Origin of the sequence: Mycobacterium sp. 012931 (assembly GCF_000419295.1) — a bacterium.
GTDB lineage: Bacteria > Actinomycetota > Actinomycetes > Mycobacteriales > Mycobacteriaceae > Mycobacterium > Mycobacterium marinum.
In genome coordinates this window covers 2,036,913-2,054,174 of sequence record NZ_AOPX01000001.1, presented here as the reverse complement: position 1 = coordinate 2,054,174, position 17,262 = coordinate 2,036,913, and the positions used below count along the sequence as shown (strand labels likewise).

12 protein-coding genes, 1 tRNA gene and 2 pseudogenes are annotated in these 17,262 nt (G+C 68.3%); 7 read left to right on the top strand and 8 right to left on the bottom strand.

Going from position 1 to position 17,262, the window contains the following annotated elements:
- The first annotated feature begins 3,931 nt into the window (after positions 1 to 3,931).
- Positions 3,932 to 4,084, top strand: coding sequence for a hypothetical protein (locus tag MMSP_RS29785; RefSeq protein WP_084472545.1), 153 nt, complete (start codon positions 3,932 to 3,934; stop codon positions 4,082 to 4,084).
- Here MMSP_RS29785 and MMSP_RS29780 read toward each other — a convergent pair.
- From MMSP_RS29780 to pgm, 3 genes are all read right to left on the bottom strand, one after another.
- Positions 4,077 to 4,286 carry a hypothetical protein gene (locus MMSP_RS29780; RefSeq protein ID WP_161628242.1) on the bottom strand — a complete coding sequence of 70 codons (210 nt, stop codon included), beginning with the start codon at positions 4,284 to 4,286 and terminating at the stop codon, positions 4,077 to 4,079. The two genes, MMSP_RS29785 and MMSP_RS29780, sit on opposite strands and share 8 nt — an antisense overlap.
- A gap of 160 nt (positions 4,287 to 4,446) precedes the next feature.
- A tRNA-Ala gene (locus tag MMSP_RS09310) sits at positions 4,447 to 4,519 on the bottom strand.
- Between the two features lie 65 nt (positions 4,520 to 4,584).
- Positions 4,585 to 6,216: a phosphoglucomutase (alpha-D-glucose-1,6-bisphosphate-dependent) gene (gene pgm / locus MMSP_RS09305; RefSeq protein WP_020786418.1), complete on the bottom strand. Its 1,632-nt coding sequence runs from the start codon at positions 6,214 to 6,216 to the stop codon at positions 4,585 to 4,587.
- Positions 6,217 to 6,343: 127 nt separating this feature from the next.
- On the opposite strand from pgm, the gene crcB (MMSP_RS09300) reads away from it, so the two are divergent.
- From crcB (MMSP_RS09300) to MMSP_RS09290, 3 genes are read left to right on the top strand one after another with little or no spacing between them, the layout of a single operon-like run.
- Entirely contained in the window at positions 6,344 to 6,739 is a 396-nt protein-coding gene (gene crcB / locus MMSP_RS09300) for a fluoride efflux transporter CrcB (protein ID WP_015355027.1), read from the top strand.
- Positions 6,739 to 7,113, top strand: coding sequence for a fluoride efflux transporter CrcB (crcB, locus tag MMSP_RS09295; RefSeq protein ID WP_012393424.1), 375 nt, complete (start codon positions 6,739 to 6,741; stop codon positions 7,111 to 7,113). Before crcB (MMSP_RS09300) ends, crcB (MMSP_RS09295) begins: the two co-directional genes overlap by 1 nt.
- Positions 7,110 to 8,216, top strand: coding sequence for a DUF190 domain-containing protein (locus tag MMSP_RS09290; protein ID WP_020786417.1), 1,107 nt, complete (start codon positions 7,110 to 7,112; stop codon positions 8,214 to 8,216). The genes crcB (MMSP_RS09295) and MMSP_RS09290 overlap by 4 nt, the downstream gene beginning before the upstream one ends.
- A gap of 10 nt (positions 8,217 to 8,226) precedes the next feature.
- Here MMSP_RS09290 and MMSP_RS09285 read toward each other — a convergent pair whose 3' ends face one another.
- The 3 genes from MMSP_RS09285 to MMSP_RS09275 are packed head-to-tail and all read right to left on the bottom strand — an operon-like array spanning position 8,227 to position 10,131.
- Entirely contained in the window at positions 8,227 to 8,841 is a 615-nt protein-coding gene (locus tag MMSP_RS09285; protein ID WP_036426380.1) for a GNAT family N-acetyltransferase, read from the bottom strand.
- Positions 8,842 to 8,854: 13 nt separating this feature from the next.
- Positions 8,855 to 9,733 (bottom strand): LLM class F420-dependent oxidoreductase, encoded by an 879-nt coding sequence (locus MMSP_RS09280; RefSeq protein WP_020786415.1) that lies wholly within the window; start codon positions 9,731 to 9,733, stop codon positions 8,855 to 8,857.
- 41 nt (positions 9,734 to 9,774) lie between these two features.
- Positions 9,775 to 10,131: a DUF488 domain-containing protein gene (locus MMSP_RS09275; protein WP_020786414.1), complete on the bottom strand. Its 357-nt coding sequence runs from the start codon at positions 10,129 to 10,131 to the stop codon at positions 9,775 to 9,777.
- A gap of 57 nt (positions 10,132 to 10,188) precedes the next feature.
- Here MMSP_RS09275 and MMSP_RS09270 point away from each other — a divergent pair, with 57 nt between their 5' ends.
- Positions 10,189 to 11,463, top strand: a complete 1,275-nt coding sequence (locus MMSP_RS09270; protein ID WP_036426378.1) for an HNH endonuclease signature motif containing protein — start codon at positions 10,189 to 10,191, stop codon at positions 11,461 to 11,463.
- Positions 11,464 to 11,484: 21 nt separating this feature from the next.
- On the opposite strand, the gene MMSP_RS09265 is transcribed toward MMSP_RS09270, so the two are convergent.
- Both MMSP_RS09265 and MMSP_RS09260 read right to left on the bottom strand, forming a co-directional pair.
- A complete protein-coding gene (locus tag MMSP_RS09265) occupies positions 11,485 to 12,402 on the bottom strand; it encodes a CoA ester lyase (RefSeq protein WP_020786412.1) in 918 nt (305 codons plus the stop codon).
- Between the two features lie 108 nt (positions 12,403 to 12,510).
- Positions 12,511 to 13,793, bottom strand: a pseudogene (locus MMSP_RS09260) (PucR family transcriptional regulator).
- Positions 13,794 to 13,984: 191 nt separating this feature from the next.
- Between MMSP_RS09260 and MMSP_RS09255 the strand changes: the two are divergent.
- Positions 13,985 to 15,802, top strand: a complete 1,818-nt coding sequence (locus MMSP_RS09255) for a DUF3556 domain-containing protein (protein ID WP_036427188.1) — start codon at positions 13,985 to 13,987, stop codon at positions 15,800 to 15,802.
- Positions 15,799 to 17,223, top strand: a pseudogene (locus MMSP_RS09250) (phytoene desaturase family protein). The gene MMSP_RS09255 and the pseudogene MMSP_RS09250 overlap by 4 nt, the downstream one beginning before the upstream one ends.
- Positions 17,224 to 17,262 lie beyond the last annotated feature (39 nt).

Here is a 17,262-nt window from a genome sequence, read left to right as displayed (position 1 = left end):
GGTGGGGCTGGTGGGGCTGGCGGCGACAACGGTGGGTTCGCCGGTGGCGACGGCGGCCACGGCGGACTGTTGTGCGGCGCCGGCGGTGACGGCGGCCTCGGGGGCGGCGATGGTGGCAATGCCGGGTGGTTGTTGGGCTTCGGCGGGCACGGCGGCGCCGGCGGCGATGGCGGCTTCGCGGGCGGCGAGGGCGGTAACGGTGGATGGTTGTTGGGCTTCGGCGGACACGGCGGCACCGGCGGCATCGGCGGCGGTGCAGGCGGGGCGGGCGGTCAGGCCGCGCTGCTCTTCGGGCACGGCGGCGGTGGTGGCGCCGGCGGAGTCGGCACTGCCGGTGGCGCCGGGGGTGCCGGCGGCGACGGCGGCAACCCCGGATGGCTGTTGGGCCGAGCTGGCTCCGGCGGAGACGGCGGGGCCGGCGGGGCTGCTACCACAGTCGGCGCCACCGGAGGCGTGGTTGGCCACGGCGGGGCCGGCGGACGCGGCGGCGTCTTGATGGGTGGCGGTGCCGGCGGGGACGGCGGGGCCGGCGGAGCTGGTGCTGATGGCAGCAACGGTGTCGGCGACGGAGGCAACGGCGCCACTGGTGGCGGTGGCGGTGTTGGCGGCGACGGCGGCGCCGGCGGTCAAGCCGCGCTGTTGTTCGGCTGCGGTGGGACCGGGGGCCACGCCGGTGCTGGCGGCGCCGGTGGCGGCGGCGGCACGGGCGCAGACAGTCTTACCGGTATCGGCGGTGCTGGCGGGGACGGCGGGATCGGCGGTGCCAGCGGCCAAGCCGGAGCCGGCGGTGCCGGCAACCTGTTCAGTCACAACGGATCCAGGGGTCATGCGGGCATCGGCGGAGACGGCGGTGACGGCAGCACCGGAGGAACCGGCGGAGAAGGCACCGACGCCGCCGCAGGATCCGGCCTCACCGGCGGCACCGGATACGCCGGCGGCACCGGAGGAACCGGCGGCGCCGGCGGCAACAGCGGCCTCGGCGGCACCAATGGATCCGGCGGACACGGCGGCACCGGCGGGACTGGCGGCACCGGCGGAACCGGCGGACACGGCGGCACCGGCGGGACTGGCGGCACCGGCGGAACCGGCGGATCCGGCGCGGACAACACCACCGGCATCGGCGGCGACGGAGGCCAAGGCGGCACCGGCGGCGACGCCGGCGCAGGCGGAGCCGGCGGCAACAGCGGCTTCGGCGGCACCGGCGGCACCACAGGAACCCACGGCGACGCCGGCATCGGCGGAGACGGCGGTGACGGCGGTGACGGCGGTGACGGCGGCAACGGAGGAACCGGCGGACAAGGCACCGACGCCGCCGCAGGAACCGGCCTCACCGGCGGCAACAGCGGCCTCGGCGGCACCAACGGATCCGGCGGACACGGCGGCACCGGCGGGACTGGCGGAACCGGCGGATCCGGCGCGGACGCACTGGACGGCAGCGGCGCGAGCGGCCACGACGGCGGGGACAGTGGCGCCGGCGGTGACGGCGGGACCGGCGGGGCAGGCGGTCCCGCCGGGACCGGAGCCGGCGCGGCGGGCAACAACGGCGATGGCGGAGCCGGCGGGACGGGCGGCAACAGCGGCGCCCAAGCTGGCGACGGCGGCGCCGGAGCTGCCAACACCACGATCGGCGGGACCGGCGGAGCCGGCGGATCTGGCGGAAACATCGGCGCTGGGGGCGCCGGGGGTCAGGGCGGCGCGGCCGGCACCACAAGCGGGGTCGGCGGCGCCAGCGGCACTAGCGGCACTAGCGGCCAGTCCATCGGTACCGGCGGCGACGGCGGCGCAGGCGGGGATGGCGGCACCGGAACCACCGGCGCCGACGCAGCTGCCGGCAGCGGACTCGGCGGAGACATCGGCGGCACCGGAGGCGCCGGTGGAGCCGGAGGAACCGGCGGATCCGGAGGCACCGACTCGGGAGTCGGTGGATCCGGCGGTGTCGGGGGCGTCGGCGGCACCGGCGGCCAAGGCGGAGCCGGTAGCGACAACAGTGCGAATGCCGGAGTCGCAGGCGGAGCGGGCGGCCAGGGCGGGGCCGGCGGTACTGGTGGCACCGGTTCTATGGGCGCAGTCGACGGCGGCACTGGCGGCCAGGGCGCATCAGGCGGCGCAGGCGGCCAAGGTGGCACCGGCGGCGCAGCCGGAACCGGCACCGGCGGCACCCAAGGCGCCGGCGGCCAAGGCGGCACCGGCGGAACCGGAGGCCAAGGCGGCACCGGAGGCACCGGCACCGACAGCACCGACCCCACCCTCGCCGGCCAAGCCGGCGGCCAAGGCGGAACCGGAGGAACCGGCGGAGCCGCAGGCACCGGCGGCACCGGATCAGTGACCGGCGCCGAGGGCTCCGCAGGCGACGGCGGCACCGGCGGACTCGGCGGCCACGGGGGCGCAGGCGCCGACAACACCACCGCGGTCAGCGCCGGCGCCCAAGGCGCCACCGGAGGCACCGGCGGCGCAGGCGGCCAAGGCGGAACCGGCGGCGCAGCCGGAACCGGCACCGGCGGCACCCAAGGCGCCGGAGGCCAAGGCGGCACCGGCGGAACCGGAGGCCAAGGCGGCACCGGCGGCGACGGCACCGACAACAGCACCGACCCAACCCTCGTCGGCCAAGCCGGCGGCCAAGGCGGCACCGGAGGAACCGGCAGAGCGGCCGGTCAAGGCGGCACCGGATCAGTGGCCGGCACTGACGGCTCCGCCGGCGACGGCGGCACCGGCGGACTCGGCGGCCACGGCGGCACGGGCGCCGACAACACCACCACGGTCAGCACCGGCGCCCAAGGCGCCACCGGAGGCACCGGCGGCGCAGGCGGCCAAGGCGGCACCGGCGGCGCAGCCGGAACCGGCACCGGTGGCATCCAAGGTGCCGGCGGCCAGGGCGGTACCGGCGGCACCGGAGGCACCGGAGGCACCGGAGGCACCGGAGGCACCGGAGGATCCGGCGGCGACGGCACCGACAACAGCACCACCCCAGGAGCAGCCGGCGGCGCCGGCGCCCAAGGCGCCACCGGAGGCACCGGCGGCGCAGGCGGAACCGGCGGAACGGGCGCCGCAGCCGGAACCGGCACCGGCGGCATCCAAGGCGCCGGAGGCCAAGGCGGCACGGGCGGCACCGGCGGCACCGGCGGCAAAGATCCGAGCCAGCACGCTGGTGCTGGTGGCGCTGGCGGCGACGGCGGCGTAGGCGGTGCTGGCGGGGCCGGCAACGGAGGCGGCACCGGAGGCCACGGCGGCGCTGCCGGCAACGGCGGAGCCGGCGGAGCCGGAGGCGGCATCCGTTCGACACCGGTACCGACAATGCCGGCACCGGCGGCACCGGCGGCAATGGCGGCAATGGCGGCAATGGCGGCCAGGGTGGAGCCGGCGGCACGGCCGGTGCCGGACCCGGCACACCGGGCACCGGGAGCACGGCCGGCCTCGGCGGTCAAGGCGGAAAGGGCGGCACCGGCGGCGTCTCCACTTTCAGTGGTAACAGCGGCGGTCAAGGCGGCCAAGGCGGCACCGGAGCAAACGGAATCATCAGCGGCATCAACGGCGGCGCCGGCGCCCAAGGCGGCCAGGACGGTCCAGGCGGCAGCGGCGGATCCAGCAGCGCCGGCCCCGGCGGCACCGGCGGCGAGGGCGGTGAAGGTGGCAGCGGCAGCACCGGAGGCAGCGGCGGTGACGGCGGCACCGGCGGCACCGGCGTCGTCGGTGCCGGTAACGCCGGAGGCACGGGTAACGCCGGCAACGCCGGCAGTGGCTCCTCCGGTGCGGCCGGCGGCCCTGGAGGCGCCGGGGGCACCGGCGGTGACGGCGGTGACGGCGGTGACGGAGGTGCGGGCTAGAGCGTCACCGCCACCGTCTCCGTCGGCAACGGACCGTTTGGGGTGGCGCGGTCAGCCCCACCGGCCCCGAAGCCGGCGACATCTACGTCACCAACAGGGGCGGCGACACGGTGTCGGTGATCGACCCCACCACCAACGCCGTCATAGACACGATCTCCGTCGGTACCAAGCCGATCGAGGTGGCGGTCAGCCCGACCGGCGCCGAAGCCGGCGTCGTCTATGTCGCAAATAAGGGTGACGACACCGTGTCGGTGATCAGCTAAGGGCCGGCCGACGCGCAACACACTCCCGCATCACCGCAAGCTGCTGGCTGGACAAGGGCTTCAAAGACGGTCCGAACGGGCTCATCGCGCTCCAAGCCGTGGCCGTGGCCATGGCCAAGGTCAGTAGGAAGCTCGGCGGGTAACCGTCGGACACTTTGCCCGCGGTTTGGGAACGGCGGAGCGACTCGACCTTCGCTTCCAACGCCTCGGGGTACCCGAGTGGCCTGCGAGTGCAGGGCCTTGGCCACTCAGTCGGCCGGTGTTCGAGCCTGCTTTCAGCGTGCGGACGAACACGGTCGTCAACCCACTCCTGACCACTCAAATCCCGCGTAGAAATACGCAAGATGCCCAGTCAAATCGAGTGGAGCTAAGGGGACTCGAACCCCTGACCCCCACACTGCCAGTGTGGTGCGCTACCAGCTGCGCCATAGCCCCGCGAAGTCGTGCTCATCGAAGCTACACCACTAGCATCACGGGTTCAAAGTCGCTGGCCGCAACGACTACCCGATCACCTGATTCACCACTTCGCGCGCGGTTTTCTGTACCTCGGCCAGATGCGCGGGCCCGTTGAAGGACTCTGCATAGATCTTGTAGACGTCTTCGGTGCCCGACGGACGCGCCGCGAACCACGCGTTGGCGGTGGTCACCTTGAGCCCACCCAGCGGTGCCCCGTTTCCCGGCGCCTGGGTCAGCTTGGCGGTGATCGGCTCACCAGCGAGTTCGGTGGCGCTGACCTGGTCGGGCGACAGCTTGGCCAGACGGGCCTTCTGGTCCCGATTTGCGGGCGCGTCTACCCGGGCATACGTGGGGGCACCATATTGATCAGCCAGCGCGCGGTACCGCTGCGAAGGCGTGGCGCCGGTGACGGCCAGGATCTCCGCGGCCAGCAGCGCCATGATGATGCCGTCTTTGTCGGTGGTCCAGACCGATCCGTCGCGCCGCAGGAACGAGGCGCCCGCCGACTCCTCGCCGCCGAACCCGATGGTGCCGCCGATCAGGCCGTCGACGAACCACTTGAACCCGACCGGCACTTCCACAAGCTCACGGCCGATTCCTGCGACGACCCGGTCAATGATCGACGAACTGACGGCGGTCTTGCCCACGGCAATGCCTGCCGGCCACGACGGCCGGTGCGTGTACAGATAGTCGATGGCCACCGCCAGATAGTGATTCGGGTTCAGCAGCCCCTCATCAGGGGTGACGATGCCGTGTCGATCTGCGTCGGCGTCGTTGCCGGTCGCGATCTGGTAATGGTCCCGGTTGGCGATCAGCGAGGCCATCGCATCCGGTGAGCTGCAGTCCATCCGGATCTTGCCGTCGTGATCGAGCGTCATGAACCGCCAGGTCGCGTCGACCAGCGGGTTGACCACGCTGAGCGCCAGACCGTGCCGACTGGCGATTTCACCCCAATAGTCCACACTGGCCCCGCCCAGCGGATCGGCACCGATGCGAACCCTAGCCTCGCGGATGGCAGCGATATCGACCACGTTGGGCAAGTCGTCCACGTAGTTGCCCAGGTAGTCATGCCGCTGCGCGGAACGTAGCGCTCGGGCCAATGGCATCCGCGCCACGCCTGCCCCGTCCCGCAGAATTTCGTTGGCGCGCTTGGCTATTGCGTTGGTGGCGTCGGTGTCGGCCGGGCCCCCGTTGGGGGGGTTGTATTTGAAGCCACCGTCCGGCGGCGGGTTGTGCGATGGCGTGACCACAATGCCGTCAGCCAGCGCCTCGGTGCGGCCGCGGTTGTAGGTCAAGATCGCGTGGCTGACCACCGGCGTCGGTGTGTAGCGGTCCGCCGAGTCGATCATGGTGACCACGTTGTTGCCGGCGAGCACTTCCAGCGCCGACACCCAGGCCGGTTCCGAAAGACCATGTGTGTCACGGCCGATGAACAGCGGTCCGGTGGTGCCACGTGCGGCGCGGTACTCGACGATGGCCTGGGTTATGGCCAGAATGTGGGCCTCGTTGAACGCTGCGTTCAGCGCGGAGCCGCGATGACCCGAAGTGCCGAACACCACCTGCTGGGCGACGTCGTCCGGATCGGGTTCAATGGTGTAATAGGCCGTCACCAGGTGGGACAGATCGACCAGGTCTTCGGGCTGGGCCGGCTGTCCGGCCCGCGGGTTGGCAACCATGAGTACCAATTCTGCCTCCCCCTACCACTCGGGAACTTCCCAGGTATTTCCCAGGATTTACCCACTTGCAAGTCCCCACCTAGGCTGCTAATGGACACGAACTTGTACCGCGGGAGGGAAGCGACTGGTGGCACGCCCCGACTACCGAGAACTGGCCGCGATTTTCGCCGGCGGAGCCCTGGGCGCCCTGACCCGCGCGGCATTGAGCACTCTGGCGGTCCCCGACCCGGCCAAGTGGCCCTGGCCCACCTTCACCGTGAACATCGTCGGCGCCTTCTTGGTGGGTTACTTCACCACCCGCCTGCTGGAGCGGTTGCCGTTGTCTAGCTACCGACGCCCACTGTTGGGAACCGGATTGTGTGGCGGCCTAACCACTTTCTCTACGATGCAAGTCGAGACGCTGAAGATGATCGAGTACGGCCATTGGGCACTGGCCCTCGTCTACACGCTCGTGAGCGTTACTTTCGGGCTGCTGGCGGTCAAACTGGCGACAGTCGCGGTTCGCCGCGTGCGGGTGCGCTGATGACCGCAGGCACCGTGGTGGTCTGGATGGGCGTCATGGTCATTGGGGGCCTCGGTTCGACGCTGCGCTTTCTGGTGGACCGCACGATCGCGCGCAGAATGGCCAGGACGTTTCCGTTTGGCACCTTCGCCGTAAACGTCAGCGGTGCAGCACTACTCGGATTCCTTGCCGGCCTGGCACTGTCCCGGGACGCGGCCCTGTTGGCGGGCACCGCGTTTGTGGGCGCCTACACCACCTTCTCCACTTGGATGCTGGAAACCCAACGGCTGAGCGAGGAACGGCAAATGTGGGTCGCGCTGGCCAATATTGGGCTCAGCGTGCTCGCCGGCCTCGGGGCGGCGTTGTTGGGGCACTGGATCGCGCAGCTGCTATGAGCGCGCAGAGCCTCAAGTTGACCGCGTACTTCGGTGAGCGGCATCGCGTTGTGGGTACCAATCGGTTCCTGGCCGATGCGATGCTGGATCTGTTCGGCAACCGTGGCATCGCCACGAGCGTAATGCTGCGCGGTACCACCGGTTTCGGCCTCAAGCACGAGCTGCGCAGCGACCAGTCGCTGAGCCTGTCCGAGGACCCTCCGGTGACAGTCGTCGCCGTCGATGTCGAGTCCAAGATCCGCTCGCTGGTCGACGAAGTGACGGCGATGACCGGCCGGGCGCTGTTGACACTCGAGCGCGCTCGACTGGTGACCCGGAACAACGGCGTCGAAGCATTGAACGACATCGAGCAGCAAACCGCGGACGCCGCAAAGCTGACCGTCTATGTCGGCCGCCAGGTCCGGGTTGGCGGATCCCCCGCCGCCTATGCCGTCTGCGAGTTGCTATGGCAGCATGGATTTGCCGGGGCCACGGTACTTCTTGGTGTGGACGGCACAGCAGATGGCGAACGATTCCGGGCCCGCTTTTTTGGCCGCAATGTCAACGTTCCGCTCATGGTCATCGGCATCGGAACGGCCGCGCAGGTGTCCGCCGCCGCCACCAAACTCGCCGCCGTACTGACCAACCCGCTGTTGACCATCGAACGGGTGCGGCTGTGCAAGAACGACGGCAGATTGTTCGCCCGCCCCCAACAGCTGCCGCCGACCGATGACCAAGGACGCCACCTGTGGCAGAAGCTGATGGTGCACACCTCCGAAGCCAGTCACCACGAGGGGGTGCCCATCCACCGTGCCCTGGTGCATCGACTGATGCAGTCCGGGGCGGCGCGCGGAGCGACCGCCCTACGCGGCATCTGGGGGTTTCATGGCGACCGCAGAACACACGGAGACAAGCTGTTTCGGATCACCCGCGATGTGCCGGTAACCACGATCATCATCGACACACCCGAGGCGATCGCGCGCAGCTTCGAGATTGTCGAGGACCTGACCACCCGTCACGGGCTGGTGACCAGCGAAATGATTCCTGCCGCAATGTCGTTCAGCGAGTCGTTGGACTGGACGCAGCGCACCTGCGAACCCCCGATAGCTCGCTACGACTACTGAAGCGAAACCTTCAGCTGCGTAGTCCGGGCACGTCGTCGAGAGTGCGCGGTAGCACGTAGAGCGCCACGCGACGATCCGGCAGGTCATGTTCGCCCAGGAATGTGCAGCCACCGTTCTCGCAGAATCGGCGGGTGCCCCTGCTGCGATAGTCCGGGGAAAAGACGATCCGGCGGCATTGCGGTTCGGCATTGAGTACGCTGGCCACGAAGTGCGGCAGCAAGAGTTGGGCATTTCCCAGGCCAACGAACTTCGGTTCAGCCGTTGCGGCGTGGATGCCAAGATCATAGGGGTCAGACTCATATAGCGTTGATATGAGATCTTTTGCAGCCCTATACAATTCGAGGTATCCATAGTCCAGGCCTTCTAAGCTGCCGATGTAGGGTCGCGAGTAGTCGCCCTCGAGTTGTGCCTGCAGGTAGCGGTACCACCGCGACGCCGGCCATGCGGCATCCCAGGCCCTGAGCAGGTGCGGCCGGCGCATCCAGTCAGCGATCTTCTCGGCGTCGGCGTCGGCGTCGGGATCAGCCAGCCGGAACGCGTACGGGCTGGGGACCTCCGGCGCCGGCGGCGGCGGAACGCTGCGGACCTCGTCGTCGAGGTCGGTCAGTCCCCTCGGGAACAGCATGTCAACGGGGAGCCTACCTAACCCACACTGTGGACAGCCATCTTTCTGCCAGCGCCGAAACCCAGTTTTGCGCCGCATCGGCGGCCTCGGGCGGCGTCTCAACCAGCACTAACTCATCGATCCCCAGCTCGGCCAGCGCATCGACGTCGCACGGCTGGGGGCAGCGCAGGGCGACGGACAACCGCAGCTCATCACGGTTGCGGCCCGACTCGGCACACAGCCGGTCGAGCGTGCCAACCCGCTCGCGGACGGCGCCAACGCCGTCGAGGTTGAAGCCGTACCAGCCATCCGCCCAGGCCGCGACGCGGCGCAGCGCCGCATCGCTGTTGCCCCCGACCATGACCGGGACCCGTCGGTCGCGCACGGGCTTGGGATTCACCCGAACCGAATCGAACCGGACGAACTCCCCGGTGAACGAGGCGAGATCGTCGCGCCACAGGGTGCGCATCGCGGCGACGTATTCGGCCGTACGACCAGCACGATCCTGAAACGGGACACCCAGCGCCGCGAACTCCTCGCGAGACCAGCCGACGCCCACGCCAAGCGTCAACCGTCCCCCGCTCAACCGGTCCAGACTTGCCGCCTGCTTGGCCACCACTACCGGGTTGTGCTCCGGCAGCAGCAGCACCCCGGTCGCCACGGTGATACGGGAGGCGGCGGCGGCGGCGAAGCTCAGCGCAATCATCGGGTCCAGCCAGTCCGCCTGGGGCGGGATCGCTATGACGCCGTCCTCGGAGTACGGGTAGCGCGATGTGTGCCGGTCGACCATCACGACATGCTCGCCGGCCCACAATGTGGCAAACCCGGCATCATCGGCCGCGCAGGCCACGGCGTCGATCATCGAGCGGTCGGCCCCGGCACCGATTCCCAGCGCATGCAATCCCAGCTGCACCCGGAGATCGTCTCACGCAGCGCACCCCCGAGCGACGAATCTCAGCGGGCTTTCAGCAGATTCGCCAGAACGGCCACGTGACTTCCAGCTACCTCTCGGGTAGCGGTGACCAGCGTGACCACACCGCCCTGGGCCAGCGTGTGCAGTTCGGCCAGCGCCGCGCTGCCAGACAGCTCCGCCTCATAGCGCGCCGCGAACTCGTCGAATCGCTCAGGTTGGCGGTGGTACCACTGACGCAACTCGGTAGACGGGGCGACGCCCTTGCACCAGATGCAGACCCTGGGGTCGTCCTTGCGAATGCCTCGCGGCCAGATGCGGTCGACCAGGACGCGCTGGCCGTCGTCGGGTTCGACGTCGTCATAGATCCGAGCCACCCGGATCCGGGCCTCGCGGCTCATCCAGCCAGCGTATCGGGGGCTGTCGTCCAGTCAGTGGAACCTGCTAGAATCGAAAACATGTTCGAATCCTTGGCGACTGTCGATCCCGCCGCCGACCAAGCCGCGCTGGTCGAGCGCATTGCTGAGCTGGAGAGGGTCAAATCGGCAGCCGCAGCAGGCCAGGCCCGCGCGGCGGCCGCCTTGGACACGGCACGCCGAGCTGCCGAATCAGCTGCCGGCGTGCCAGCCGCCCGGCGTGGACGTGGTCTGGCCAATGAGATCGCGCTGGCGCGACGAGACTCGCCCGCCCGGGGCAGCCGCCACCTGGGATTCGCCAAGGCACTAGTGCATGAAATGCCGCACACACTGGCGGCGCTGGAATGCGGGTTGCTGTCGGAGTGGCGGGCCACCCTGATCGTTCGCGAGAGCGCTTGTCTGGACATCGAGCACCGGCGCGAATTGGATGCCGAATTGTGTGGCGACCCGTCCGGCCTTGAGGGGATGGGTGATGCTCGGGTCGCCGCGGCGGCCAAAGCGATCGCCTACCGGCTGGACCCACATGCTGTCGTCGACCGGGCGGCCAAGGCCGAGAGGGAACGGACAGTCACCATCCGCCCGGCTCCCGACACCATGACCTATCTGACCGCGCTATTTCCGGTGGCCCAGGGCATATCGGTGTACGCGGCGCTGCGCCGTGCGGCAGACACCCGGTGTGACGGGCGCTCCCGCGGGCAGGTGATGGCGGACACCCTGGTCGAGCGGGTCACCGGGCGCGACGCGGCGGTCCCGACTCCGATCGCGGTCAACCTGGTGCTGACGGATGAATCACTGCTGGGAGCCGATAGCGCACCCGCGGATGTCTGCGGCTATGGCCCAATCCCCGCGGCGGTCGCCCGTACGATGGTCGCCGACGCTGTCGCCGACGGACGTTCGCGGGCGACGCTGCGCAGGCTCTACGCCCATCCCCGAGCCGGGGCGCTGGTAGCGATGGAATCACGAGCGCGGCTATTTCCCCGCGGCCTGGCCGCCTTCATCGAGTTGCGGGATCAGCGGTGTCGCACTCCCTACTGCGACGCCCCGATCCGACACCGCGATCACGCGCGGCCTTGGGCCAAAGGCGGCCCCACCACAGCGGACAACGGCCTGGGATCGTGCGAGCGCTGCAACTACGCCAAGGAGGCGTACGGTTGGCGAGTCGAGACGAGTATGCACGAAACCCACACGCACACAGCTGAATTCACCACGCCAACGGGAACAAGCTATCGATCCGGCGCCCCGCCGCGGGTGCAGACCGTCACGGCCAGCGAACTCGAGGTCAGGGTAGGCATTTCACTCGCCCGGCACGCCGCCTAGCCCGTCACAACCTAGTAGTGACTAGTAGTGATAGGTGTCGGTTGGCGCGGGTGAGTGCACCGGCTCGTCCTCGAAGTCAGAGGCCTCGATGCCGTAGGCACGCGCCAGATCCAGGATCTTGGTTGCGCGGGCAATACGCGGCAGGTCGGAGCCGTTTCGGATCTCTCCCCCATCGCGTTCGAACTCGGCGAAAAACTCTTTCGCCCAGCCGATCTCATCTTGCGACGGGGACAGCCCCTCATTCACCACCGAGCACTGCTCCGGCGACAAACAGATCTTGCCCGTCATCCCGAACTCCACCGAGACCGCGCTGGCCTCGATGAGTTTGAGCGGGTTGGAACCGATGGTCGGCCCGTCGATCGCACTCGGCAGGCCGGCCGCCTTGGCCGCGATGGTAAATCGTGACCGCGCGTACGCCAGCGTGGTGGCGTCTTCGCCAAAGCCGGTATCCCGGCGGAAGTCACCGATGCCGAAAGCCAGCCGGAAGGTGCCCTTGGCCGACGCGATTTCGGTGATGCGCTCCAGGCCACGGGCCGTCTCGACCAATGCCACGATCGGCACGTTGGGCAGCCTCCTAGCGGTCTCGGTGACATGGTCAACCGATTCCACCATCGCCAACATGACACCACCGACCGAGCTGCCAGCCAGGATGGCTATGTCGTCGGCCCACCACGGGGTGCCGAAGCCATTGATGCGAACCCAGTCGGCATTGCCGTCACCGAGCCAATGCGCCACATTGTCGCGAGCGCTGCCCTTGTCTTTGGGGGCGACCGCATCCTCGATGTCGAGCACGACGATGTCGGCGCGAGAATGCGACGCGGCCTGGAATCGGTCGGCATGCGTGCCGTTGACCAGCAACCAGCTCCGGGCCAGCACTGGGTCGATGCGTGAACCCACGTCGGCAGGATCCACGACGTAGCTATTGACCTGTTCGTACATTGCTTGTTCTGCCGCCATCTTCGTTCTATTAGTCGGGCGTATTACCTAAACCGTAGCGGTAACGCCACCGATTGCCTCCAACGACCTGTACCCACGGCGCCGGCACCCTCACCGCCCGGGGCCGAGCACCACCGCGCCGAACCACTGGCAGACCAGTAGCGCCATCTCGACGTCGAGCCGCTCGTCGTCGATCGGCCGGCCCCGACGCTCGACCGCCCGGGCAACCCGGTACTTGACCGAGTTGTAGTGCAGGTGCAGGCGCTCGGCCGCCGCCTTGTAACTACCCCCTTCGCGCAGGAAGACCCGAAGCGTCTCGCGCAGCACGGCATCGTTGTCCGAATCGGTGGACAACGGGCCCAGGGTCTCGCGCACCCAGGCCCCGGCGTCCGGCAGATCCGCACCCATCAATGCGGCCGCGGACAGTCCCTCGTCGCTGACCGCCATGACCGCCGGCGCGGATGCACCCACCGCGACACCAACACGGTGTGCGTTTCGCGCCTGACGGTGCGCCCGCCGGAACCCTTCGACGCCCGGCAACGCCTGGCCCAATGCGACGTGCGGCGCATCGGTGTGGCCCGCGACGAAGCGACGGACCCGCCCGGTCAGGCCAGCATCATTGGCCCGCAACGGGATCCACCCCCACCCGGTGATCCGATCCGCGGCCACGAACAGCGCATTGCCCGTACCCAGGTGCTCGGCAAGTTCGTCCAAGAACCGCTCCAGCCTCTCGAACTCGTTACCGTCGGTCGCGTCATCGGGGAACCACAAGACGAGCGCGAGATGCACCTTTCGCAACGGGTAGCGAATCGACTTGGTCATCGCGTCGGTGTCGATGTCGCCGCCATCGAGAATCTCCGCGATCCGGACATTGCGGACTCGGCTGCGGTTTTCCAGCCACCGGTCGCGTTCGGCCTCGTAGGCCGCCACGACCTGTTGCGAGATCCAGTCGATGTAGTTGAAGGTGACCTCGGAGATCCGGTTGAACACATCAAGGCTCAGCGCGGGATCGGCGCCCGCTTCCTGGACCCCATCGATGATTCGCTCCAGCATCTCTTTGTGACCAAGCCGGTAGGCACGCACCAGCGCATTGACCCGCCCCCCCCCCCCGCCTGCGCCAACCTCCTGGCGTACTCCAGCGCCGCTGTCGGAGACTCAACGCGCTCGATCGGAATGTCGTAGTGGATCGCGTTGAGCACCGCGGCCACGTTTCCCTCGACGCTGGCGTGGAGAAGGTCCAGCAGTTGCACGTCACCGCGCAGCTCGACGATTTCGCGTTCCAGGGTGCCTTGAATCGATGCGGTCGCCTCGGCTAATTGGGCGCTAAGGCGGTACACGACCTCGACCACGATTTTGCCGACCACCGCGTCGTCGGTGCGGTTTCGTTCCGCCATGAACCGACACTAGACGTCTTGACGGGTCCGACAGAACCGGGTCTTAGCGGTGCTTTTGTCCTCCCAGGACAGTGCGAACAAGCAATTTCATCCGGTCGAGACGGTGTGGGCCACATCACCTGATTCGTACGGTGTCCCGATCCACCTTCGACCTGACCAAACAAGTTTCAATGAATCAAGGAGCCACTGCGATGGGATTCTTCAAACCACGCTTTCCCGACGTTGATCCGGACACATTCCTGCGCAAACCGCTGATGGAGCGGGGGCGCATCCTCGCCCAGAGCTGGGTGGAATACGGGTTCCCGTCGCCGCGGATGGTGCATGCCATCTACATCCTGAAGCTCATCTTCGGCTACGCGCTCGGCGGGGTCATCGTTGCCACGTTGACCTCAGGGCTGCCGGCCTTCTTGCACGTGGCCGCGTGGTGGAACCAACCGATTGTGTACCAGAAGGTCATACTGTGGACGGTGCTGCTGGAATCCATTGGCGTCGCCGGTTCCTGGGGGCCCCTCGCCGGCAAGATCAAGCCGATGACCGGCGGCATTCGTTTCTGGGCCCGCCCCGGCACCATCCGGCTGCGGCCATGGAAATGGGTGCCGTTCACCAAGGGCGACCGGCGCACTCTGTTGGACGTTGCGCTCTATGTCGCCCTGCTGGTCAGTGTGGCGGTTGCGCTGTTTTCGCCCGGCGTACCCAGTGACTCGCTGTCGGCGGCGCTTCCCGGAAACACATCCGGCCTGGTCAGTCCCGCACTGCTGATCGCGCCGATGGTGCTGCTGGTCCTGGTGGGACTGCGCGACAAGACGATCTTCCTGGGCGCCCGCGGCGAGCAGTATCTGCCGGCGATGTTTTTCTTCGCGGTGCTGGGATTCGCGAACTTCGCGGACATGATCATCGCGCTCAAGCTACTGATCATTGTCGTATGGGTGGGCGCCGGCGCATCCAAGTTCGGCAAGCATTTCGCCAACGTCATCCCCCCGATGGTGAGCAACAGCCCGGCCATTGCGTTCAGGTGGCTCAAGCGGGCCCACTACCGCAATTTTCCGCGGGACCTGCGCCCGTCTCGGCTTGCCGAGGTGATGGCCCACGCCGCCGGCACCACGGTAGAAGTCCTCGCCCCGCTGACGCTGTTGTTCTCCACCAACAAGTGGCTGACCCTGGCGGCCGCCGCCTTGATGGTGTCGTTCCACCTGTTTATCATTTCGACGTTCCCGCTGGCGGTCCCGCTGGAATGGAACGTGCTGTTCGCCTACGCCACGATCTTTCTGTTCCTGGACTTCCCGGCCTGGCAGGGCTACGGCGTGACCTCCATGTCGTCGCCATGGCTGTTGGCCGCCATCGTCGCCGCACTGCTGTTCTTCCCGATCCTGGGCAACTTCCGGCCCGACAAGGTCTCCTTCCTGCCGTCCATGCGCCAATACGCCGGCAACTGGGTCTCCGCGGTATGGGCCTTCGCTCCGGGCACCGAGCACAAACTCAACAAGGTCACCCGGTCGTCGAAGAACCAGCTCGACCAGTTCATCGACTTCGGTTATGAGCCGCAGTGGGCGGAGATCACGATGCAGCACTCGATCGCCTGGCGCAGCATGCACAGCCAGGGCCGCGGCCTGTTCTCGGTGCTGCTGAAGAACCTGCCCGACATCGACACCCGCACCGTGCGGGAAGGCGAGTTCATCTGCAACTCGTTGATCGGGTTCAACTTCGGCGACGGTCACCTGCACAACGAAGATCTGATCGCGGCGATGCAGACACAGGCCGCGTTCGAGCCCGGTGAACTCGTCGTCGTATGGGTGGAGTCGCAGGCCTGGGGCAGCAAGGTGCAGCACTACAAGGTCATCGACTCGGCCCTGGGCGTGCTCGAGCGCGGCACCTGGAAGGTTGCCGATGCGGTGGCCGAGCAACCGTGGCTGCCTAACGGCCCGATCCCAACGCAGGTGACCTGGTCGCTCGGCGGCAGGCGGGAACGGATCCGCGACGGGCAGGACCGCGAGCATGGGGCGCTGGCATGAAAGGTGCATCGCAGACCGCGATCGTGGCTGGTGGCGGGCCCAATGGGCTCGCCGCCGCCATCACCCTGGCCAAAGCCGGACTGCAGGTCACCGTTCTCGAGGCCGCCGAGGAGGTGGGCGGCGGTGCCCGCAGCAGCGAGGCCATCGTGCCCGACCTGGTGCATGACCACTGTTCGGCCATCCATCCGATGGCCGTCGGCTCGGAGTTCCTCGCCGGCCTGGACCTGGACCGCCACGGCCTGAGCTGGCTGCTGCCCGATATCGACTGCGTGCATCCGCTCGATGACGGCAGCGCGGGCGTGCTGCACCGTTCGGTAGGCCAGACGGCCGACGGGTTGGGCGCCGATGGTCGCCGATGGCGGGCCCTGTTCGATTGGACTTCGCAACGATTCGACATGCTGGCCGAGGACATCATGGGTCCGCTGCTGAGCATTCCCGGGCACCCGATCACATTGGCCCGGTTCGGTGCACCGACGGTGCTTCCCGCCTCGGTGCTGGCCAGGCTGTTTCGCACCGACCAGGGCCGGGCATTGTTCGGAGGCGTTGCCGCGCATGCGTTTCGGCCACTGCACTACCCGATGACCTCAGCCATCGGCCTGGGCATCATCACCGCAGGCCACCGGCACGGCTGGCCAGTAGCGGCCGGCGGTTCGCAGTCAATCACCAACGCGCTGGTGGCAACGTTGGACGAGCTTGGCGGCAAGATCGAAACGGGCGTACGGGTACAGGCGGCATCGCAGCTGCCACCGGCGGACGTGACCATGTTCGACCTCGCGCCGGACGCCGTCGCCGGCATCCTCGGCGACCGGATGCCCGGGCGGATTGCCCGCGCCTACAACAAATTGCGGCGCGGGCCAGGCGCATTCAAAGTCGACTTCGCCATCGAGGGCGCCGTACCATGGACCAACCCGCAGGCCCGCCGGGCGGGGACGGTGCATCTGGGAGGCCCCTACGCCGAGCTCGCCGCCGCCGAACGCGAGGTCCATGCCGGACGGATGCCACAACGACCATTCGTTCTGGTCGGGCAGCAGTACCTGGCCGATCCTGAGCGCTCGGTCGGCAATATCCATCCGCTGTGGACCTAAGCACACGTCCCCAACGGCTACACCGGCGACGCCACCGCCGCGATCATCGCGCAGATCGAGCGTTTCGCACCGGGATTCCGGGAGCACATCGTCGGGCAGACCGTCCGCAGCACCACCGAGATGTCCAGATATAACCCGAATTACGTCGGCGGCGACATCATGACGGGCGCCAAAGATATCCGCCAGCTGACCTTTGGGCCGCGGGTGACATTGTCGCCCTATCGAACCGGGGTGCCGGGCACCTACATCTGTTCGGCCGCGACGCCGCCGGGGCCGGGCGCCCATGGCATGTGTGGCGCCAATGCGGCGAAACTAGCTCTAGCGGAACTGAAATAGCCGACGGCCGCCGATTTCGTTGATTTGTACCGCTGGGGT